This is a genomic window from Helicobacter pylori (assembly GCF_017594925.1).
Taxonomy (GTDB): Bacteria; Campylobacterota; Campylobacteria; order Campylobacterales; family Helicobacteraceae; genus Helicobacter; species Helicobacter pylori_DP.
The window spans coordinates 22,648-44,087 of sequence record NZ_JAALNT010000014.1 but is presented as its reverse complement, the minus strand read 5'-3'; the positions used below and the strand labels follow the sequence as shown (position 1 = coordinate 44,087).

Here is a 21,440-nt window from a genome sequence, read left to right as displayed (position 1 = left end):
TAAACTCCACCCCCTTAGGTGCTAAAGTTTGGAGTAAGCGCTCTATTTTATGCATTTGGCCCCCTTTAAATTTCTAACTCTTTGATAATAAGATCAAGGCTGTTTCTTAAAGCGCTTTGTTTTTCTACGATTTGAGAAATCTCACTATTAAGCGCTTTAATGTCAATGATTTCTTTCGTGTCTTCTTGCTCCACATAGCGGTTCACCGATAGATTGTAATCGTTTTCTTGAATCCGCTCAATATTAGCTAGAGCGCAAAAATGCTTGATGGCTTTCCTTTCCATATAGGTTTGCAAAATCTTTTCTCGGTTGCGCTCTTTGAGCTTGTTTTTCTTGCCCTCTTTGACAAATTCCTTACTCGCATCAATAAAAAGCGTGGTGTCGTCTTTTTTGTTTTTCTTAAGCACTAAAATGCAAGTAGCGATACTCGTTCCAAAAAAGAGGTTATCCGGTAAAGCGATCACGCAGTCAATGAAATTTTCTCTCACTAAATACTCTCTGATTTTCTTTTCGGCACCGCCTCTATAAAGCACCCCGGGAAATTCCACGATCGCAGCAGTGCCTTGATTGGATAAATAAGAAAGCATGTGCATGGTGAAGGCGAGATCGGCGGCGTTTTTGGGCGCTAGCGCACCGGCCTTATTAAAACGCTCATCGTTGATTAAAAGGGGGTTGTTATCGCCCACCCATTTAGTGGAATAAGGAGGGTTGGAAACGATCGCATCAAAAGGCTCATCGTCTTCATGCTTGGGGTCTAAAAGCGTATCACCTAGCGCGATGTGGAATTTAGAGTAATTAATGTCATGCAAAAACATGTTGATACGGCAGAGGTTGTAAGTGGTCAAATTGATTTCTTGCCCAAAATACCCTTTTGAGACGTTTTTATCGCCTAACACTTTAGAAAATTGTAAAAGTAAGCTTCCGCTCCCACAGCATGGATCATAAACTTTATTGACGCTCTCTTGGTTGTGCAGGGCGATTTTAGCGAGCAGTTCGCTCACTTCTTGGGGGGTGAAAAATTCCCCTCCGCTTTTGCCGGCATTGCTCGCATACATGGCCACTAAATATTCATAAGCGTCGCCAAAAACATCAATCCCGCTTTGTTGGTAATCGCCTAATTGCATGCCTCCTATGGCTTGAAGGATTTTAGTCAATTTTTCCACCCTATTTTGATGAGAGCTCCCTAACTTGTTGCTATTGATGTCTAAATCCGCAAACAAGCCTTTGACGTTTTCTTCTGATGGAGTGCCAAGGCTGGATTTTTCTATTTCGGTGAAAATATTTTGTAGGGTTACATTGAGATCTTCGTTATGGGGCGCGTTTTTTAAAACGTTACAAAATAAAGCGCTAGGCGGGATGAAAAAGCCTTTTTCTTCAATGGTTGATTTTCTTACGATTTGAGCCTCTTCATCGCTTAATGAAGCGTAATCAAAGCTGGGATCAAGCTTTCGCTCGTATTCATTGTGGTAATTAGCCATGTTTTCTGAAATGTAGCGGTAAAAAAGAATGCCTAAAACGTATTGCTTAAAATCCCAGCCATCCACTGAGCCTCTCAACTCGTTAGCCACTTTCCAAATGGTGTTGTGCAATTCGTTGCGCTCTAAAAACGCTTGGTTATTGTTTGTCGTTTGGTTGTTTTCCATGATAATAAGCCCTTTTTTTGTTTTTTGATTGGCGGTTTTGTTTGGCGTTGTCAGCACACCTTTAAAGGCTTCATTATAGCAAAGAATATTATTTTTTATTCCTTGCGTTTTTTCTGTGCGTTTGTGGGATAAAAAAGATATAATCGCCTTTTTTAAAGTCATTTTTTAAAAGGGGTTTGAATGGTATTTGACAGAACAATCAGCGTAAGAGAAAAAAAAGCGGCTAAAACGCTTGGGATTATTGGGGTTGTCTTTTTTATTTTGTTTGGCATCGTGATAAGCGGGGTGGCTTTTCAAAAAGAGTGGGTGCAACAATTGGATTTATTTTTTATAGACTTGATCCGCAACCCTGCCCCCATTCAAGGGAGTGCGTGGCTTTCTTTCGTGTTTTTTAGCACTTGGTTTGCGCAAAGCAAGCTCACCACCCCTATAGCCTTACTCATTGGCTTGTGGTTTGGGTTTCAAAAACGCATCGCTTTGGGGGTGTGGTTTTTCTTTAGCATCTTATTGGGTGAATTCACCTTAAAATCCCTTAAGCTTTTAGTGGCACGCCCACGGCCTGTAACCAATGGCGAATTGGTTTTCGCGCATGGCTTTAGTTTCCCCAGCGGGCATGCTTTAGCTTCAGCGCTTTTTTATGGCTCTTTGGCGTTGTTGCTATGCTATTCTAACGCAAACAATCGCATTAAAACTATTGGCGCTATCATTTTACTTTTTTGGATTGTTTTAATGTCGTATGATAGGGTTTATTTGGGGGTGCATTACCCTAGCGATGTTTTGGGAGGGTTTTTATTAGGGATTGCTTGGTCGTGCTGCTCTTTAGCGCTCTATTTAGGGTTTTTGAAACGCCCTTATAAAGCCGCTTAAGGCGTTTTTAAAATCTTATTTTTTAAAAAGAAAGCGATGGGTTAGGGTATAACTCCTCTTTCTTTTTAACCTCATCAAATTCATCTTTATAGCGGTTTGGGAAATCCGGATCATAATCCACAACGCTCTTTAAAAAACCGCTGAATTTTGGATTTTTCTCGCTAAGCTCTAAAGCCACGGTGTAATCAATCTTTTCTTTGTATTTAGCGTTCAATAAAATAGCACTCTTGTTCTCATCAGTTCTTAAATCAATCACGCCAATCCCAAAACTCGCATGCAAACGCTTCAACAAATCCATGAGTTGGGGATTGTGCGTATCAATATGACGGCCCACCAAATACCCCTCATTAGCCCACGAGCTGTTGGAAATGGCTTGAAAATAACACTCCCTGCAATTATTCACGCTGATTTCTTTTTTCAATTCAAAGCTCACCAGTTTAACGGGCAAAGTGTCAAATTTCTTAGAAAAAGCGATTAAATTTTCATTGGATAATTCAGCGTGTAAAAACCTAACCCCCACCATGTCCGGATAAAGCCACCTGTCCATGCCTTTTATTGATTTTGAACTCTCTTCATGAAAAATGGTTTTCGTGTAGCATTTCAAATTTTCGTTATTAATAGCCATGTAAGTTAAAAAAGGGTGCAAATCCCTTTCATGCGCGATTTTATTATGCACGATTTTAACGCTTGGAGCGCTTATTTTTTCAATGTTTAAAACCGGCTCTTTAGCCGCGCTTTTTAAAGCGATTAAAACCGGCTTTTCTTGCACTTTCAAAAAAGGTAGCTCTTCGCCCTTGTTTAAGGCTGTATAAATAAGGGAGCTAACACTCTGGTGTGGTGTGTTGCCCCCATAATCAAACATTTTTGTAATCTTGCCTTTTTCAAAAAGCTCTTTGGCTTTATCATACACTTCAGTAGGGCTAATCGGTCCTGTGATCTCTAAAACGCTTTGAATGATTTCAATATCTCGTGGTTTCATTTTTTGCTCGCTAAATACTCTTCATAACTGCCTTTAAAATCAATGATTGAAGCGCCTTTAGGGCTTGGGACTAATTCAATGATCCTATTAGCATACGCATCAATGAGCTCTCTGTCATGGCTTATGCAAATCACTGCCCCATCAAATTTAAAGAGCGCTTCACCTAGTGCGATAATGGCTTCTAAATCCAAGTGGTTGGTTGGCTCATCTAAGACTAAGAAATTCCCCCCCTCTAGCATGAGCTTGGATAAAACCATTCGGTGTTTTTCGCCCCCACTTAAAGCGTTCACGCATTTTTCTTGCTCTTCGCCATTAAAAAGCATTCTCCCTAAAGCGTTTCTCACCTCTGCACTTTCAATCTTTTTATTGAAATTAAAAAGCCATTGATACAAGGTCTCTTCCCCGCTAATTTCTTCGCTCACATTTTGAGGAAAATAGCCTTTTAAAACTGTCGCTCCCCATTTCACCACGCCCTTATCCGGCTTTAACTCTTCTACTAAAATTTTACAAAGCGTGGATTTACCCACGCCGTTTGGCCCTATGAGGGCGATCTTGTCTTTAGGCATCACTTTCAGGCTCACTTGATTTAAAACGATTTGGTCGTCATAACTTTTAGAGATGTTTTCGCACTCTAAAGCTTCATTCCCAATGGTGCGTTTGGGTTTGAAAATAATGCTAGGATCCCTCCTGCTGGATATTGCTAAACTTTGAATGTCTAATTTATCCAGTTGTTTTTGGCGGCTGGTAGCTTGCTTGGCTTTAGAAGCGTTAGCGCTAAAACGAGCGATGAATTTTTCTAGCTCTTCTTTTTCTTTGAGTTTTTTATTGCGTTCGGCCTCTTGCTGTTTAGCGATCAGAGTGGAAGCGATATACCAATCGTCATAATTCCCGCTAAATTCGCGCACGCTGTGAAAATCCAAATCCAAAATATGCGTGCATACCGCATTTAAAAAATGCCTGTCATGGCTGATGACTACCATCGTGCCTTCATGGCGTTTGAGGTTGTTTTCTAACCACTCAATGGCGTTTAAATCCAGGTTGTTGGTCGGCTCATCTAACAGCAAAATGTCCGGTTTAGGGAATAAGACTTGAGCGAGAAGGATTTTAAATTTATCGCTGCTTGGCAAGGTTTTCATCAAATCGTTGTGTTTAGAGCTAGGAATGCCTAAATCTTCTAGGATTTTTTCAATCGCCACTTCGCATTCATACATGGGATCTTCTTCCACGCAAATGGTTTCTAACTCCCCTAGTCTCGCATTCACTTTATCATCGCTCAAATCCCCTTCGGTGTATAAGCGCTCTTTTTCTTTGATAGCGTCATACAAACGCCTATTGCCTATCAAAACCGCATCTTTAAGGCTCAAATCTTCAAAAGCGTATTGATCCTGCCCTAAAACCCCCATTCTCATGCCGCTTGTGATAATGACTTCCCCACTGCTGCAATCAATACTCTTGCTTAAAATCTTTAAAAAAGTGGACTTCCCTGCCCCATTAGCCCCAATCAGCCCGTAGCGCTTGTTTTTATCCAGCTTGATATTCACATTTTCAAACAATTTTTTAGTCGCATAGCGTTGCGTTAAGTTGATGGTTTGCAGCATCTTATGATTTCCTTATTTTTGTGATTAGATTATAGAAAGTTTATTGTAGCGTTTTCTTTGCAATATTGTATCCCTTGCTTATTGTGGTTATTCATAAGGCCTTTGACGCCCAAAATTTGATCGAGCCTATATCTCCTCTTGATTTTTTATTCAATTTAAGGTAAAAATAATGTTTTAAAGCAAAAAAGGATCATGTCAATGAAAGTGTTTGATTACGAAGATGTCCAACTCATTCCTAATAAATGCATCGTGAATAGCCGTTCAGAGTGCGATACGACCGTTATTCTAGGCAAACATGCGTTTAAAATGCCCATAGTCCCAGCCAACATGCAAACGATCATCAACGAACCGATCGCAGAATTTCTAGCAAAAAATGGCTATTTCTATATCATGCACCGCTTTGATGGATCGGCAAGAATCCCGTTTGTCAAAAAGATGAAGGAACGCCAATTAATTAGCTCGATCAGCGTGGGGGTGAAAAAGGAAGAATGTGTTTTTGTAGAAGAGTTGGCCAAGCAAGGATTAGCACCAGACTATATCACGATCGATATTGCGCATGGTCATTCAAACTCTGTCATTGAAATGATCCAACGCATCAAAGCGCGTTTGCCCAAAACTTTTGTGATTGCCGGGAATGTGGGCACGCCAGAAGCAGTCCGTGAATTAGAGAACGCCGGTGCTGACGCTACAAAAGTTGGCATCGGGCCTGGGAAAGTGTGTATCACTAAAATCAAAACAGGCTTTGGCACGGGTGGTTGGCAACTAGCGGCTCTTAGGTGGTGCGCTAAAGCAGCAAGAAAGCCCATTATTGCAGATGGCGGTATTCGCACGCATGGGGATATTGCAAAATCCATACGCTTTGGCGCGACAATGGTAATGATTGGCTCGCTTTTTGCAGGGCATGAAGAATCATCTGGAGAAACAAAAATAGAAAATGGTGTCGCATATAAAGAATATTTCGGTTCGGCATCAGAGTTCCAAAAAGGTGAAAAGAAAAATGTTGAAGGTAAGAAAATTTGGATCCAACATAAAGGCTCGTTAAAAGATACACTGGTTGAAATGCATCAAGATTTGCAATCTTCAATCTCCTATGCAGGTGGGAGAGACCTTGAAGCGATTCGAAAAGTGGATTATGTGATTGTGAAAAATTCAATTTTCAATGGGGACACAATCTAAAAAGATTGATAAAACGAAAGCAAAAGACAGAAAAATTTGCTTTGACTTGGGTTTTTGTTGTTTTTAATCCTTTCTTTATTCTCATTTCTTGTAGGATCATTTTCTTTTTAAATTCAAGCACATAGCCTTTGAATTCAATTTTTACTAGCGAAATGCCTTTCAATGCAATCGCATAAGATGTGGATCATAAGAATGTGCATTTCTTGGATTCGTGGGGTATCATCGCTAGGGACAATCAAAGCGATGTCGCTTAAAGGCTTCATTTTCCCCCCATCACGCCCCGCTAAACTAAGCGTTTTTACCCCTAAATCTTTGGCTTTTTCATAAGCTTTTAGGACATTTTTGGAATTACCGCTTGTAGAAATCCCTATCAAAACATCGTTTTTTACCCCCAACGCTTCTACTTGTCTGGCAAACACTTCTTCATAACCATAATCGTTCGCAATGGCGGTGAGGGCTGAGGTATCCGTGCTTAAGCTTATCGCGCTCAAGCCTTTCCTTTCCAATTTATAGCGCCCGGTCAATTCAGCGGCAAAATGCTGCGCATCGCTAGCGCTCCCCCCGTTACCGCAAATAAGGATTTTCCCTTGATTTTCTAAAGTTTCTATCAAAAGATGAACGCTTTGTTTTAACGCTTCTTGCAAACTCTCTAAACTTTTTTCTAACGCTTCCTTATGGGCTAAAAATTCTTTTTTAATTAAACCATCAATCATTGCATGTCCTTTTAATTTTTTCTATGATAGCGCTTGTGGAATAACCTTCTTCAAATTCTATCAAGCGGGTTTCTTTAGCAAACTCGCTCCCTATGACTTCTTTATTGAGATAGTCCGCTCCCTTGACTAAAATATCAGGCTTTAGGGCTTGAATTAATTTGATTGGCGTGTCTTCTTCAAACACCACGACATAATCCACGCAAGACAAACTCGCTAAAAGAAACGCTCTGTCTTTTTCGCTCACTATGGGACGTTTATCCCCCTTAAGCCTTTTAACGGAAGCGTCGCTATTTAACCCCACAATGAGAATATCCCCTAAAGCTTTAGCCTTTTGCAAATAACTCGCATGCCCTTTATGGAGGAGATCAAAACAGCCATTGGTGAAAACGATTTTTTGCTGGTTGTGTTCTAAAGTTTCTAACAGCTTTTCTAAAGGGAGGATTTTAGGATGCGTTTGGTTCAAAATCAAAACGATTTCTTCTAAACTCGCTAATGCGCTCCCCATTTTACCCACCACCACAGCCGCCGCTGCATTGGCAAACTCGCAAGCATCTTTTAAGCTCTTTGATTCTAATAAAGAGAGCGTTAAAGACGCGATCACCGTATCGCCTGCCCCGGTTACATCATAAACCTCTTTAGCGATAGTGGGGCAATTGACTAGCTCGCCTTTTTCTAAAAAAGCGATGCCTTGTTCGCTCAAAGTTACTAAAGGCATAGCGATTTGATAAGTTTCTTTTAAGATTTGGAGCGCTTTTGACAAATTCGCATGGCTGTCTAACTTCAAATGGAGCGCATGCTCTAATTCAGCGCGATTAGGCGTGATCAAACTCGCATGAGAATATTTGCTATAATCTTTCCCTTTAGGGTCGCATAAAATGAGCTTGTGGTGTTGGTTGGCTAGAGCGATCATTGTTTGAGTGAGTTCAAAATCCAACACGCCCTTATTGTAATCTGAAAGGATCACGCCATCTATTTCTTGGATTTTTTCTGTGAAAAAATCTAAAAGTTTTTTTCTTAAATCAGCGTTTAAGGGGTCTTTGATTTCCTTATCCACGCGTGCGATTTGCTGGTTTTGCGCGATGATGCGCGTCTTAAGCGTGGTGCAACGGGTTTTATCTATTAAGACGCCTGAAGCGTCAATCCCTCTTGTTTTTAAAGCGCTAATGAAATGCTTGCCCTCTAAATCATCGCCCACTACCCCACATAAAAAGACTTTAGCTTTTAAAGAGATAAGATTATTAGCCACATTGGCCGCTCCGCCTAAATTCTTGCTCTCTTTTTTGACTTCTAAAACAGGCACAGGAGCTTCAGGCGAAAGGCGTTCGCTCTTCCCCCACAAATAATAATCAGCGATCAGATCGCCTACGACTAGGATTTTTTTCATGCGCATTGTCCTTTAAAAATCGCATGGATATGGGGCAAATAATCTTTAATACCGCTTTCTAAATCGTATAAAGGGGTGTAATCCAAATCCAAAATAGTAGGCTCAATATGCGCTTGGGTGTGCTTTTGGAAAAAAGCGTAAGGGTTTTTGATATAGCTCACTTTAAAATCCCCTAAATGCTCTTTTAAAATGTTAACGATTTCATTATAACTTCTGGCTTGCGAATAACCCACATTATAAACCCCGCTTTTTTGAGCCTTCATCGCTTTCACATTCGCTTGGATCACATCTTCAATATAGACAAAATCCCTTAATTGCTCGCCAAATTCAAAAAGCTTGACTTCCTTAAACGCCATCGCGCCTAAGGCGAGCTGTAAGATCATAGAGGCGGTTTTTTCTTTATAAAATTCCCTAGGCCCATAGACATTAAAATACCTTAAGCCCACTTGAATATTGTCGTTTGAATGGAATCGGACAAATTCGTCCATGCAAAGCTTGGAAAAGCCATAAACATTTTCAGGGCTTTCGTTTTTGCCTACCACATTGGGGGCTTTGGTGTTGCCATAAACGCCCGCTGAAGAAGCGTAAATCACTTTAGCTTTTTTGGGGCGAGCGATTTCTAAAAGGTTTAAAAAAGCCTGATAATTGGTTTTCATCACTAATTCTTGATCCAGCATGGTCGTATCAGAAACAGCGGCTTGGTGGAACAAATAATCAAAATGCAACTTTTCTAAACGCCTTAAATCTAAGGGATTATTAATATCAGCTATGATCACTTCGCCCTTAAAACCGATTAAATTCTTAAAATGCCCTAAAGAACTGGGGCGGTTATTACTGAAAAGCGTGTTACTGCGAAACTTATCCAAAATGATTACTTTAGCTTTAGGGTGGTTCTCTTGAAAATAAAAGGCCAGATTACTGCCTACAAAGCCAGCCCCACCGGTGATTAAAATCGTTTGATTTTCCAATCCATCATCAATATAACGCATTACTATCCTTATTTAATCCAATCAATCATCTCTTTAAGATCTTTACATTGTATCCAAGAATGAGGAGTTTTTAAAGGGTTTTGAGTGAGCAAAAGGTTATTTTTAACTTTAGCGTTCAAGCCGGCTAGCATGTCGCTCTCTTTATCGCCTATCATGAAAGATCGCTCCAAGCAAATTTGATGCTCTTTAGCGGCTTGTAAAATCAAAAAGGGTTTTGGCTTCCTGCAAGTGCAATTTTCTTCTGGGGCGTGCCTGCAAAAATAGACGCCATCCAAATTAAAACCTAATTCTTTAAACAAGCTTTCTTGGAGGTATGCGGTGAGGTTTTCAAAATCTTTAAGGGTGTAATAGCCTCGGTTGATCCCGGATTGGTTGGTGATTAAAAGCAGTTTGTAGCCTAAAGTTTTCGCATGCTTTAGTAATTCAAAAATCCCTTTTTGAAACTCAAAATCTTCTTTTTGACTCACATAGCCTTTATCAATATTGATAATGCCGTCTCTGTCCAAAAAAAGGGCTTTGTTAGTGGTGATCATGATGGCTTTCTTGCTGTGGTGTGGCATTGTTTTGATGGTGCATTATATCGCTTTGATGATGCATTGCATGGGGTGTTTGGTGGCTAATGAGCATGATCCCCATATAAAGGACATAAAGCCCAAAAACCCCCATTAAACCTTTAGACAAAAGATTGAAAAATTTCCTGTAAGAAATGGAAATCTTGCTTAAAAAAATCCCCATTAAAAACAACGGCACGCTAGTTCCAAGCCCAAAAGAAAGGCCCAGCATCGCTCCCATAAACGCGCTATGGCTGAGAATCACGCTCGCTAAAAACGAATACACCATCATGCAAGGTAAAAACCCGTTCAACACGCCCAAAAAATACAACCCCAGAACGTTTTGAGATTGCAAGGTTTTTTTCATCAAAAAAGAGATGAAAGGAATGGAAAAGCTTAATTTTTCCGCTTTAGCTCCTAAGAGCGCTAAAAGGATTAAAATAATCCCCATGCTCATCAATAAAACGCCCCTAAAACCCATGCTCACGCTAAGACTATGCCCCAAACCTGCCGTTATAGCCCCTAAAAGCATGTAAGTGCTGATCCTCCCCACATTATAGAGGGCATGGCAAGTGAGCTGGTAAGAAAAGCTCGTAATTTTAGAAAATCTTATTTGACTAAACGCGCTCACAATCCCCCCACACATGCCCACACAATGCCCTAAAGACATGCTCAAAGCGGCTAAAAACATGCCCAAAAAACTCAAATTCTGCATCATTTGCATTCTAGTATCCCTGCTTTTTCAAGAGCGATTTCCATCCCGTCAAAAACCAAACGCTCCTTGCAAACAGAATGAGGTAAAAACGCGCTCAAATACTTCGCATCGCCCCCACAAAGATAGATTTTTTGATCTTTGGCTAAATGCTGGATACAAGAGATGACGCTCAAAATCATGCCGTAATTCACAGCGTCTCTAGTGTTTTTAGGTAGAACTTCTAAAGAGTCTAAGGCTTTGAAAGGTTGCTCTAAGATTTTAGCGCTTTTTTTATACGCATGAATATATTGGGCTAAACCGGGCAAAATACACCCTCCTAAATGCTTGCCCTCTTTGACTAAATCAATCGTAATCGCGCTCCCCGCATCCACCACCACGCCATTATTTACCGCCAAACACGCCATTTGCCGGTCTATCCCAAGCCCTACATAGTCGGTTTCTAAATGAAAAAACCCTGCAATATTTTTAGCGTTAGGGTAACAATTTAAAAGGGCTTTTTCATTTTCTTCATTCACGCTAATGTAAAAAATTTCCTTTTGAATACCCAAACGCTTTAAATCTTCTTTAGCGCTTGAAAAGAGCTGATAATTTTGCGCGAAATGGATGTGCGTATTGCCTATATCGCATAAAACCAGGTTTTTCAAATCTGTAAAAGATCGCCCAGCTGGCATAGACTCACTTCTTATTCATTTCTAAAGCTTTTCTTCTTTTTTCAAGCTCTTTTTCATCTCTTTCTTGATGCTCTCTCGCTCTTTGTTCAAATTCTCTCGCTCTTTGTTCGGCTTTGGCTTTTTTCTTTTCTTCTTTCAAGCGGCGTTTTTCTTCTTTAGGGCTGAGTTTTGGCGCTTCTTTAAAAGCGTTATCCTCTTTTGAAACAGGAGCGTTTTTGTTTTCTTGATTTTCTTTTACGCCTTTTTGGATAGCGTTATTTTGATCCTTAATAGGCTCAGGCCTTCTGGTTTTAACCTCTTCTTCTTCAAACCCGCTATTCCCTTGAGTGGGTTTGATTTTTTCCTCTAAAGGCTTTTCTTTAGCTTTATGCCTTTCTTGCAAATAAATAGGAGCGTTCCCTTTTTCGCCTTTTTGAGATTTTTTAGATGCCGATTTTTCCACAACGGGATAAAGTTTTGGTTTAAAATCGTTATAATCTAAATAGTAGCGATCGTAATACACCCGATTTTTGTCATAAAACACCCCTTTATCCAAACGATTGGATGAAAAAAACTTAAAACTACCGATAGTTGGCGTTTTATAGACATTATACGAATCAAAATCATTCAAATCCACCTCTATCACATACCCACGCTTTTCTAAAGAATACAATTTATTGTTATTCAATACAATCGTATTGAGCGAAGCGAAGGGCAGTTTCACGCTGTTTAATTCCCTTAAACTCTTATCCATTTGCAAGATCTGCCCGTCTAGCGTGAGCACGTATAAAGTCCCCTTATCATAAAGCAAGTCTATAATATCCCCATCATAGTTGAACTCTTGACCGCTCACCACTGATAAAATCCGTTTTCCTGTAGAAGCGATCATGTTATTGCCATCCACGATAAGGTAAGTGATATTGTTAAAAAACTTATCGCTGCTGATAACAATGTTTCTAATAGGCGTGGGGTTTCCATGCACATAATCCACGACCAACAAGCGCCCATCTAGCATAGGGAACACCACGACCGTATCCATAAAAATAGGCATCGCCATTAAAGAATTGATCGTGGTGCTTGGGGAACCTTTCTCACTAAAAAGCAATTTTTGAGAAGTGATGTCGTATAAATTCGCTGAATTGTCCGCTAACACCACCGCTAAAAGATTCCCTTTAACGCTCGCGCTCAAGGCAAAAGTTTCCAAAGGAATGATGATAGATTGTTGGCTGGCGTTAGGGTTATTGCTGATCAATTCCACTTGATGACAGACTTTATCTTGGACTTCCGCTTCAACGCCCTTTAATTTCAATTCCGTTTCTTCAGTTTTAGCCACCTTTCTTTTGCTTGTTTTTTTATCAATCTTGTTCAAACAATCTTGCGCAAGGATGAAAAACCCTTGACTCTCATTTAAAAAACTGCTTTCGTAATTGAAATTCTTACCGATTCTTAGCTGCGTTAAACCTTTATCGCCTATAACCGCCCCATTTTTCAAAATGGCTCCATAACGATTGGACGAAACGATACTCTCTTGCAAATGGTTAGGGAAATACGCTTCGCCTTTAACTTGGTGTTTAGCGGGTTTGAAGTATTTTTTCATGTTACAGCCGCTAAAGACAATTAGGGCTATGAGTGAGATTAAAAATGGTTTATTCATCAAATCAATGCGTTCCTTGAATGGTTTCTTTCTTTAGATTAGTTGGTTTGGAAGGGTTTTGCTGAATATCTTCTAACATTCCATAGTGTTTTAGAACAGAAATTATAGCATAGAGTGAAGAACTTAGAGGGATAGTGGATAAAATTTGATGCGCTTTTTTGATCGCGTCTTTAGAATTTTCTCCATACAACAAATTCACTTCTTGTAAAGCACTCATTTCTTTAAGAACGGGGCTTTTTTCAAGCAGGTTTTTATCTTGAGAGAGCGATGCGTAAGAATATTTGGCGAAAATTTTAACGATTTCATTAGAAGATTGCGAAAGTTTTTTAAACATGCTCACATCGTTACGCTCGCTCGCTCTGGCAAACTGATACAAGTCATACAACTCTGGGGCGACTTCTTTCAATCTTTTTTGTAAGGCTATATTATTAGGACTCTCTAGCACTTCGTTATAAATTTGAGTGATCCGCTCTTTAGTTTGCTCACGCTTATAATCTTGTAATTTTGTATCCCCCAAATAAGCGATAAAAGCCACGATAACAAACAACAACACCCACTTGTAGCGTTTGAAAAATTTTTCTAATCTAAACGCCCCCTCTAAAAGCTTTTCATCGCTTTTAAATTCGCTCTTAACCTGCTCTAAATTTTCCTTAATACTCATGCCTTGCTCACTCCCGTGCTGCCAAACCCTCCGCTCCCCCTTGAAGTTTCATCTAATTGTTCGCATTCTATAAATTCGGCTTTATAAGCTTTTTGAACCACCCCTTGAGCGATCCTATCCCCTACCTGGACTTTAAAATCTTTATCGCTCAAATTCGCTAAAATGACCTTAATTTCGCCCCTATAATCATTATCCACCGTGCCAGGAGAGTTTAACACCATCACCTGATGATTCAAAGCCAAACCGCTACGGGTACGCACCTGCAATTCATACCCCACTTCTAAAGACAAACAAATCCCAATCCTTACCAACCCCACGCCATGAGGTTTGATCACTACTTCTTCTACAGCGTGCAAATCAAAGCCTGAAGAGCCTTCGGTTTGGTATTCAGGGATAAGGGCGTTTGGGTGGATTTTTTGGATTTTAATTTTCATCAAAACAAATCTCTTTATAATAAATGTCTAAAATTTCAAAATCGCTCTCGCCGTTGGGTAATTGAATGCTCACCGCATCGCCCTTGCTCTTGCCTATCAAACTCTTAGCGATCGGCGAACCAAAAGAGATTAACCCTTTAGCCGGATCGCTCTCCACGCTCCCTACTATCGTGTAAGAAAACTCTTTATCGTTATCCAAATTAAGGATTTTAATCGTGCTGCCAAAACTCACTTTATTATGGGCTAAAGCGCTCGGATCAATCACTTGAGCGTTAGAAATGATCTCGCTTAAATCCACGATCCTCGCTTCAATGAAGCGTTGTTTTTCTTTAGCGGCATGGTATTCAGCGTTTTCTTTCAAATCCCCATGCCCTCTAGCAATATCAATTTCTTTCACAATATTAGGCCGTTCCACCTCTTTTAATTGCTTCAATTCCGCACAAATCTTATTGTATCCATGCATGCTCATAGGTTCTTTATTCATTTAATCTCCTAAGCTTATTCAGTAGAGATTATAGTAAAAATTAAGTTAAATTCAGCAAAAAAGCCATCTCTTCGGCGACTTTTCTCGCGCTCCCATGTTTTAAATATTCCCTTAATCTCAAACTTTCTTTAAAATAGCGTTCCCTATCCATTTCTTTATACGCTTTTAACAAACCCTCTACACTCAAAAAATGCTGGATCAATTCCGGGTGTAATTGGCTCTCCCCAAGCCCTGGAGTTTCATCATTTAAGGCGTTATAAAAAATGTTAGCGAGTCCTATATAATGCAAATTGACCAACATTCTAGCGATCAAAAAATCCATCGTTTTAGCCCTATACGCTAGCGCAAAAGGCGTGCCAATCAAAGCGGCTTCTAAAGTCGCTGTGCCGCTGCAAATGAACGCAAACTCCGCTTCAAACAAACTCTTATGCGCATCATAAGAAATTTCAAATAATTGAATGTCTTCTCCATAAAGAGCTTTTAAATCCAACCCCTTAAAGAAACTCGGAACGACTAACACACGCCTTTTAAACCCTTCGTTTTGTTCTAAAATTTGAGCCACTTTGACAAATAAAGGGAACATTTTAGCGATTTCGCTTTTTCGGCTTCCTGGCATAAACACCAGAGTTTCGCCCTTAATATCTTTTTTATAATATTTAATTTCATCTAGTAAGGGGTGTCCTACATATTGGGCTTTTTTTTGGTAATAGCCCACTTCAAAAGGCAAAATCGCCCCCAAAAAATCGCAGTATTTTTCAAGGCTTTTAGCGCGCCATTTTTTCCATGCCCAAACTTGCGGTAAAATATAATACATGATTTTTTTATGAGGGTCTTGTTTTTTGATTTTTTTGGCTAGGGGGATATTGAAAGAAGAAGAATCCATTAAAAGCACCAAGTCCGCTTGCTTGGCTAATTGGACCATTTCTTTATGGGCTTTGAGTAAAAACCCCAAACGGCCTATCACATCTCTAAAACCCATGACAGAAAATTCTCTAGGGCTATAGAGTGCGTCTTTCCCTTCAAACACCCCAATGAAACGATAATCTTTGGGCAAATTGCGCCGTAACTTCTCTAAATGCACATTAGAGCTCGCTTCTAAAGCGCTCACTAAAATCGTGGGCATTATTTGTCTTTCAAAAGGTTTTGGACTTGATAGAGCTTGATTTCTTTGCGCAAATCCCTCAATTCAATTTTGAGCAACGAATTTTCAAAATCTTTTTTAGAAAGATGGTTTTTTAAAAGCCTGTTTTCGCGCAAAACGCTGCGGTATTGCAAGTAAAGCCCTTCATTGAATAAACGCTTACATGGTTTTGCCATAATAACCTGATTGTCTTTAGCATAAACTTCCACTTCTTCAAGGGCTTTAGGGAAAATCACATCCTCTTCTGTATTTTGCGTTTCTTTGTTTAAGCAGGAGTTTTCTTTTTCTGATTTTTTTTGATAAATTTCTTGTTTCAAACCTTTTAAAACGCTCTTTTTCTTCCGCAAGATTTCTTGGACTTGCTTCAATTCCAAACGGATTTTTTTTAAAACTCCTCTAGTGTCTTCAATTTCTTGCTGGTAAGCGTTCAATTCTTCTTGCATCGGTTTTTATTCCGCTAACATTTCTAAAGACAACAAACGCATTTCATTGCCTTGAGTGATAACGACATTCTTGCTGTGGCATTTCTCACACACCCCATAATCTAGGGCGTTAGGCTTAAAAACATGCGAACAATCCTTGCATTCCAATTCAACCTTTTCATCCACAATGTCTAAAATAGCGTCTTTACACACCAAAGATTCTTCTCTAAAAGTCTCAAACGCGCTCACAAACAAGCTCTTATCCATAGCGCTTCTTTCACCAATACCAACCACGACTCTTTCAATCTTATGGGCTTGATTCTTCTTCGCATGCTCTTCGCAAAGAGCGATTAAAGAAGAAACGACCGAGTATTCATGCATGCTAAACCTTAATCTCTAAATTAGCCCCTATTATATTGTATTAGAGTAATCCTTTGGTTTATTGCTTGAGATTCAATAGGGTGTTAAGGATTTGATCGGATGTGGTTACCGCTTTAGAGTTCGCTTGAAACCCCCTTTGAACCACAATCAAATTCGTTAAACTCCGGCTCAAATCCACATTACTAGACTCCAGTTTAGATCCTGAAATTGAACCCCTACGCCCCGTATTAGCCGCGCCGATTAAGGCTTGCCCTGAGTTTCCGGTTTGAGAAAAGACATTCCCGCCCAAAGCCTGTAAGCCCGCATCGTTAGCGAAATTCGCTAAAGCCACTTGAGCGAGCGCTAAAGTCCTGCCATTACTGAACGCTCCTAAAAGCACCCCGTCTGAATCAAAGCGGACATCCATTAAATCGCCCGCTTGATAGCCGTTTTGCTCAATCGCATAAGTTTCAGAAATCTTATCCACGCTTGTCAATCCATCAAAACTCCCTGAGGAACCAAAAGCTAAATTGATGCGTTGGGGGGCATCAGCGCCATTTTTAGGGTCAAATTGCAAAAGAGGCGGGTTCATGCCCGCAAGCGATCCGTCATTATTGAAGTGCAAACGGCCTCCTTCAAACACATTAGGCCTAGCCGCTGACCCCCCTACTAATTCCCCAGGCTCAGGCACGATCACTCTAAAGTTCCATTCCGCTCCCCCACTCCTATAAAACTCAATGCGCATGGCGTGTTTAGTGCCTAAGCTGTCTATCACATCAATGCTTGTCGCATGCGTAGCGTGGGTGAATTTAGAACTGCTCGCTGACGCTCCCCCTTCAATCAAAGAAGCGGTATTAAGCCCTTTCATCGCGTTTTTAAACAAAACATTGTTCGTTACGCTGTCTGAAGAATACCCGCTCACAAAGATATTGAGATTTTCTTTAATGACATTTTTATTGTCTTTATTATTGATTTCAAACATGCCGTATTGGTTGACAGTAACTCCTATAGAAGCGGCTGAGTCCTGGTAATTGTCCGCTAGGCTAGGATCTTTAACGATATTAGCGTCATGCTGGATTAAGGCGCGCAAGTCTTCAGTAGTCCTAAACTGCCCAATATCCGCATTAGGGCTGATAGAATGTGTATAGCTGTATTTGAAAGCCGTTACATCTTTATCGCCGTCTAAAAAGTTAGCGAACGCCCCGGTTCCGGCTTGAGTAACCACAATGTTTTTAAGCTTTTCATCGCCGTCCAATTCATTGGTGTTTTCCAAACGCAATTGCTTGCCGTCCAAATAAGCTTCAATGCCTGTTTGGCTTTTGACCGCATTGATCGCATTTTTAGCCGCTACTAAGCTTGAAGTCCGGCTCACCGCTGAATCGTTTGTGAAAGAAATCTTAACCCCATTCAATTCAAGCGTGCTGTTTTCTGCAGAAGGGAGGATGTCTTTGACCATTTTTGCACTCTTATAGCTCACCCAAATCCCTTGATTTTCATTCAATAAAAGAGCGTCGCCATCTTCATTGTATAAAGAGCCCATGTCTTCGGCGACTTGAGCAAGATTCGTGCCTGAATCATACACCGGATTAATGCCATCTGAAGGGGTTTTGGCTGAAGAATCCAAAGCAAATATCGCTGCTGTTTGATCCGCATGCCTTCCAGCGTTTAAATTCGCTCTCATAGAAATGCGGTTACTCGCTCTAGCTGGCATCACCATTCCTGGATCAATCCTAATGTTTTCTAAAGGGCCGGTGTTATCCACTTTTAAAGCGTCTGTATCGCTCCCTTTATTGCCGGTATCGCTCCCGTTTCTCACCCACCCTTGCACCACAAGCCCGCCGGTGGTAACCAAACTCCCTTGCGAGTCAAAAAGGAACTCCCCATCTCTAGTGAAATTGCGCGTGATCCCCCTATCAGGGCTAATGATAAAAAAGCCATCGCCCTGAATCGCTAGATCGGTTTTGACATCTGTGTTTTGGATATTGCCTTGTGAAAAGATTTTAGTCGTCGCATCCACGCCTACCCCAAGCCCCACAGAAAAGTCATTCTGCCCTGCCAACCCGTTTTTATAGGGTGCGGTAGCGATGAGTTTGACTTGAGAGAGCATATCCACAAAAGAAGCCCTAGAATATTTAAAACCAGTGGTATTCACGTTCGCAATATTATTACTCTCAATATCCAAAGCGATTTGGTGGGCTTGCATCCCATTGACACCAGACCATAAAGACCTAAGCATGGTTATCCTTTAATTTAAAGAAATTCAATCTATGCAAAATAAAGCAAAAGTTGTTCCTAAATAGTTTTTTAGAATGATTGGTTGCGGATTTTAAAGTTTTGTTAATCAAAAAGATCGGTCAAATTCATAAGGGGATAGGGAGTTTTGTAACACTACCCCCACAACGCTTTTTAAAGACTATCGCTCAAATTTAAGAATCTAACTCGCTTTAGTGCAAAATCGCGCATTCATGATCTTGAATCTCTTCGGCTGAAGCGCGATTGGAAGTCAATGGGTTAAATCGTGTCGCTAATAAGACAAAGGAGTTATCGCTTTGTTGCACCACCGCTAAGCCATAGTCCCCCATGCGTTTGTGCGCATTAGGCACTTCTTTATTGAGCATGATGAACGGGCTTTTTTGCGCTAATTCGCTCTCTGTTACCCGACGCGCCAAATATTTATGCCCGTTCAAGCCACCTGATAATGGCGACCAACGGCTGCTGATATTTTTTAGATTATTATCCAATTGTTTGCGCGCATCAAGGCTAATGCAAGAGATATGGATGTGAAAATGGTTTTGCGATCGCCCTTTTTTAGAGTTGATCGTCAAAGAGATCGCATAATCAGGAATGGGTTTGCCGTATTTTTTGCTCATAAAATCGCGTGCTTGCCATGATAAATAAAAAAAGTTAGGGGTAGAAGGATCAAGCAACAAAGGGCTTTCAATACCGCTAATGTGAGTTGTTGGCATCAACAAATATTGCAACGGGCCGTTAATATCTTTTAAAACCACATAGCCGGCATCGGGTTTGACTTCTATGCATGGCGAAGGATTCTGATTTTTCTCATAATTGGACAAACATTTCTCAAAAACAATCCTACGCAACACATTCGGATCTTTAGCGCTTAAACTCACAACAACGATAGCCATCAGCGCTAAAAAAAGAAAACCCGCTTTTTTCATCTTTTTCGCTCCTTGTTTTTAATGAGAGTTTTTACAAACCCTCTCGTTATTTTTCTACAATAGTGGTTAAAAGCTTTAATCATTATGGTTATTTTAATGAATTTTAACTTATTAGTAACGTTTAGTAACCTATTTTTAAAAAAGGGCTTTTTGAATACCAACTACAAAAAACTTAAAAAGCGATCTTAGGGGGTTGATACTTATCAAATTAAAGCGTTTTATAACCTTGATTCAGATAACATGGTAGTGCTAATGCCACGATAAGGATAATTATCATGCAAGATTTACCCCCATGCCCTAAATGCAACGACGCCTACACCTACCATGATGGCGCACAACTAATTTGCCCTAGCTGTTTGTATGAATGGAATAAAAATGAAGCTAATGATGAAGAATTGATCGTTAAAGATTGCCACAATAATCTTTTACAAAATGGGGACTCAGTCATTCTCATTAAGGATTTAAAGGTTAAAGGCTCATCTTTAGTGCTTAAAAAAGGCACTAAAATCAAAAATATCAAGCCTGTCAATAGCGATCACAATGTGGATTGTAAAATAGAAGGGCAGAGCCTGTCTTTAAAATCTGAATTTCTCAAAAAAGCTTAGGAAAATACAAAAGCTTAAGAGTGAGAAAAGCTTAGTGACTTTTTAAGCTTATAAAGTCATTTTTTAGAAAAAATCAACTTGTCCAGCTTGAAAAAAATCACCGCTCCAATGGTTTGCCCCAAGAAAAGATTGAGCCACAACGGAAAATTGAAATAATAAAAAATCTCCATAAAAGGCAGCATCACCAACGCGCTCAACATCCATCTAAGCCAATAAACCAAAAACAGCTTGGAAGCGTATTCTGTGCCAAGTTTCTTAAAAAATTCTCGCATAAAGACAATCCTTTAAACCCTTTTTGCAAACTCTCCCTAAAAAGGAAAGCCCGCTATCAAGGAATATTCCTAGATTTCATGCCTTTAGACAATCGTATAGGACACTCTTTTTTCAAAAAGTTTGCTCTCGTAATTGCCTAAATCCCTACCATCCACAAGGGCGAAAGCATCGCCAAAAGTCGCCAATAAGGCAGAATCTAACTGCATGTCTTTATGGCGGTTCAACGGAATAAAGACTTCCTTGTGGTTATTTTGAAAATCAAACGCTAGAAATGAATCTTGCAAATACACTTCCACTCTAGGAGCGTTTTTCACCACGCTGTTTTGACCTAGTTTCAATCCTTGCACTTCAGCGCTTTTAATCCCACACGCATGGCATAAGGACACAAACATGCTCTCTTGTGAAATGGTTGCAAACCAAGGCAAACTCTCACGCTTGGGTAAATTTTCTTTACCCTCTAAAGCCTTCTGTCTCTTAGGCATGTCATGCTTGATAAACGCATAAAAATTGCGGACGCTTTCTTTGGGGGTTGTTCCCTTGAGCTGGTTGGCAATGTTAGCCACGCTCGCATCGTCTCTTTCATAACGCCCCATTGCTACAAAATCGCTCGTTTCAAACAAACGCTCATTCAATTGATAGCTAGCGATCTCATAAGACAAATGGACTTGCTTTTTTTGAGCGCTTTTTAAAAAATCCACTTGCAAATAGGGCACTCCAAAATTGAGCATGCTTTTATAGCTGGCATGATTGCCTTGTAAATGCACATTGCTCGCTGCAACGCTCGGCATGGGAATGAAAAGTGAAGTGTGTTCTGCAGAATCAAAATCAATGCTGTATTGAGCTTCTACTTTATATTTTGCAACACTCCCTTTGCTTTCTTCTGCCTGCAAAATCTGTGCTCCTAAAACAGCACCTGTAGCGCCTAAAGCAGTCGTTTTAATAAAATCCCTTCGTTTCATAAC

At 40.2% G+C, this 21,440-nt stretch carries 23 protein-coding genes; 3 read left to right on the top strand and 20 right to left on the bottom strand.

Features of this window, described 5'->3' with window-relative positions:
• Positions 1-65: 65 nt before the first annotated feature.
• Positions 66-1,643 (bottom strand): type I restriction-modification system subunit M, encoded by a 1,578-nt coding sequence (locus G6069_RS05950; RefSeq protein WP_197293680.1) that lies wholly within the window; start codon positions 1,641-1,643, stop codon positions 66-68.
• Positions 1,644-1,823: 180 nt separating this feature from the next.
• On the opposite strand from G6069_RS05950, the gene G6069_RS05945 reads away from it, so the two are divergent.
• Positions 1,824-2,510 (top strand): phosphatase PAP2 family protein, encoded by a 687-nt coding sequence (locus G6069_RS05945; protein WP_100972303.1) that lies wholly within the window; start codon positions 1,824-1,826, stop codon positions 2,508-2,510.
• A gap of 22 nt (positions 2,511-2,532) precedes the next feature.
• Here the strand turns inward: G6069_RS05945 and G6069_RS05940 are convergent, their stop codons facing one another.
• On the bottom strand, positions 2,533-3,489 hold the full coding sequence (locus G6069_RS05940) for a COG2958 family protein (protein WP_197293679.1): 957 nt from the start codon (positions 3,487-3,489) through the stop codon (positions 2,533-2,535).
• Positions 3,486-5,087, bottom strand: a complete 1,602-nt coding sequence (locus tag G6069_RS05935) for an ABC-F family ATP-binding cassette domain-containing protein (protein WP_197293678.1) — start codon at positions 5,085-5,087, stop codon at positions 3,486-3,488. The genes G6069_RS05940 and G6069_RS05935 overlap by 4 nt, the downstream gene beginning before the upstream one ends.
• A 198-nt stretch (positions 5,088-5,285) precedes the next feature.
• Here G6069_RS05935 and G6069_RS05930 point away from each other — a divergent pair, with 198 nt between their 5' ends.
• A complete protein-coding gene (locus G6069_RS05930; protein ID WP_197293677.1) occupies positions 5,286-6,263 on the top strand; it encodes a GMP reductase in 978 nt (325 codons plus the stop codon).
• Between the two features lie 134 nt (positions 6,264-6,397).
• On the opposite strand, the gene gmhA is transcribed toward G6069_RS05930, so the two are convergent.
• The 15 genes from gmhA to cdh form a co-directional block, all read right to left on the bottom strand.
• Positions 6,398-6,976 (bottom strand): D-sedoheptulose 7-phosphate isomerase, encoded by a 579-nt coding sequence (gene gmhA / locus G6069_RS05925; RefSeq protein ID WP_187888201.1) that lies wholly within the window; start codon positions 6,974-6,976, stop codon positions 6,398-6,400.
• The gene (gene rfaE1 / locus G6069_RS05920) at positions 6,969-8,360 is read right to left on the bottom strand and encodes a D-glycero-beta-D-manno-heptose-7-phosphate kinase (RefSeq protein ID WP_197293676.1); all 1,392 of its coding nucleotides are present in this window, start codon (positions 8,358-8,360) and stop codon (positions 6,969-6,971) included. The genes gmhA and rfaE1 overlap by 8 nt, the downstream gene beginning before the upstream one ends.
• A complete protein-coding gene (rfaD, locus tag G6069_RS05915; RefSeq protein ID WP_001268993.1) occupies positions 8,357-9,349 on the bottom strand; it encodes an ADP-glyceromanno-heptose 6-epimerase in 993 nt (330 codons plus the stop codon). Before rfaD ends, rfaE1 begins: the two co-directional genes overlap by 4 nt.
• 8 nt (positions 9,350-9,357) lie before the next feature.
• A complete protein-coding gene (gene gmhB, locus G6069_RS05910) occupies positions 9,358-9,882 on the bottom strand; it encodes a D-glycero-beta-D-manno-heptose 1,7-bisphosphate 7-phosphatase (RefSeq protein ID WP_000633480.1) in 525 nt (174 codons plus the stop codon).
• A complete protein-coding gene (locus tag G6069_RS05905; RefSeq protein WP_197293675.1) occupies positions 9,869-10,624 on the bottom strand; it encodes a sulfite exporter TauE/SafE family protein in 756 nt (251 codons plus the stop codon). Before G6069_RS05905 ends, gmhB begins: the two co-directional genes overlap by 14 nt.
• Positions 10,615-11,286: a type III pantothenate kinase gene (locus tag G6069_RS05900; RefSeq protein ID WP_197293674.1), complete on the bottom strand. Its 672-nt coding sequence runs from the start codon at positions 11,284-11,286 to the stop codon at positions 10,615-10,617. The genes G6069_RS05905 and G6069_RS05900 overlap by 10 nt, the downstream gene beginning before the upstream one ends.
• A 4-nt stretch (positions 11,287-11,290) precedes the next feature.
• A complete protein-coding gene (pgbB, locus tag G6069_RS05895; RefSeq protein WP_197293673.1) occupies positions 11,291-12,919 on the bottom strand; it encodes a plasminogen-binding protein PgbB in 1,629 nt (542 codons plus the stop codon).
• Positions 12,920-12,923: 4 nt separating this feature from the next.
• On the bottom strand, positions 12,924-13,580 hold the full coding sequence (locus G6069_RS05890) for a hypothetical protein (RefSeq protein ID WP_197293672.1): 657 nt from the start codon (positions 13,578-13,580) through the stop codon (positions 12,924-12,926).
• The gene (dut, locus tag G6069_RS05885) at positions 13,577-14,014 is read right to left on the bottom strand and encodes a dUTP diphosphatase (RefSeq protein ID WP_197293671.1); all 438 of its coding nucleotides are present in this window, start codon (positions 14,012-14,014) and stop codon (positions 13,577-13,579) included. Before dut ends, G6069_RS05890 begins: the two co-directional genes overlap by 4 nt.
• The gene (greA, locus tag G6069_RS05880; protein ID WP_001031332.1) at positions 14,004-14,498 is read right to left on the bottom strand and encodes a transcription elongation factor GreA; all 495 of its coding nucleotides are present in this window, start codon (positions 14,496-14,498) and stop codon (positions 14,004-14,006) included. Before greA ends, dut begins: the two co-directional genes overlap by 11 nt.
• 40 nt (positions 14,499-14,538) lie before the next feature.
• Positions 14,539-15,621, bottom strand: a complete 1,083-nt coding sequence (gene lpxB, locus G6069_RS05875; protein ID WP_197293670.1) for a lipid-A-disaccharide synthase — start codon at positions 15,619-15,621, stop codon at positions 14,539-14,541.
• Entirely contained in the window at positions 15,621-16,082 is a 462-nt protein-coding gene (gene mua, locus G6069_RS05870; protein WP_197293669.1) for a nickel-binding protein Mua, read from the bottom strand. The genes lpxB and mua overlap by 1 nt, the downstream gene beginning before the upstream one ends.
• Before the next feature lie 6 nt (positions 16,083-16,088).
• The gene (gene hypA / locus G6069_RS05865) at positions 16,089-16,442 is read right to left on the bottom strand and encodes a hydrogenase/urease nickel incorporation protein HypA (protein ID WP_000545282.1); all 354 of its coding nucleotides are present in this window, start codon (positions 16,440-16,442) and stop codon (positions 16,089-16,091) included.
• Positions 16,443-16,500: 58 nt separating this feature from the next.
• Positions 16,501-18,657, bottom strand: coding sequence for a flagellar hook protein FlgE (gene flgE, locus G6069_RS05860; RefSeq protein WP_000946407.1), 2,157 nt, complete (start codon positions 18,655-18,657; stop codon positions 16,501-16,503).
• 208 nt (positions 18,658-18,865) lie between these two features.
• Positions 18,866-19,600 (bottom strand): CDP-diacylglycerol diphosphatase, encoded by a 735-nt coding sequence (cdh, locus tag G6069_RS05855; RefSeq protein WP_231628086.1) that lies wholly within the window; start codon positions 19,598-19,600, stop codon positions 18,866-18,868.
• 275 nt (positions 19,601-19,875) lie between these two features.
• On the opposite strand from cdh, the gene G6069_RS05850 reads away from it, so the two are divergent.
• Positions 19,876-20,205 carry a zinc ribbon domain-containing protein YjdM gene (locus G6069_RS05850; RefSeq protein WP_197293668.1) on the top strand — a complete coding sequence of 110 codons (330 nt, stop codon included), beginning with the start codon at positions 19,876-19,878 and terminating at the stop codon, positions 20,203-20,205.
• A gap of 56 nt (positions 20,206-20,261) precedes the next feature.
• On the opposite strand, the gene G6069_RS05845 is transcribed toward G6069_RS05850, so the two are convergent.
• Both G6069_RS05845 and G6069_RS05840 read right to left on the bottom strand, forming a co-directional pair.
• Positions 20,262-20,477: a hypothetical protein gene (locus G6069_RS05845; RefSeq protein WP_001206520.1), complete on the bottom strand. Its 216-nt coding sequence runs from the start codon at positions 20,475-20,477 to the stop codon at positions 20,262-20,264.
• Between the two features lie 84 nt (positions 20,478-20,561).
• Positions 20,562-21,437 (bottom strand): twin-arginine translocation signal domain-containing protein, encoded by an 876-nt coding sequence (locus tag G6069_RS05840; RefSeq protein WP_197293667.1) that lies wholly within the window; start codon positions 21,435-21,437, stop codon positions 20,562-20,564.
• Between the last annotated feature and the right edge of the window lie 3 nt (positions 21,438-21,440).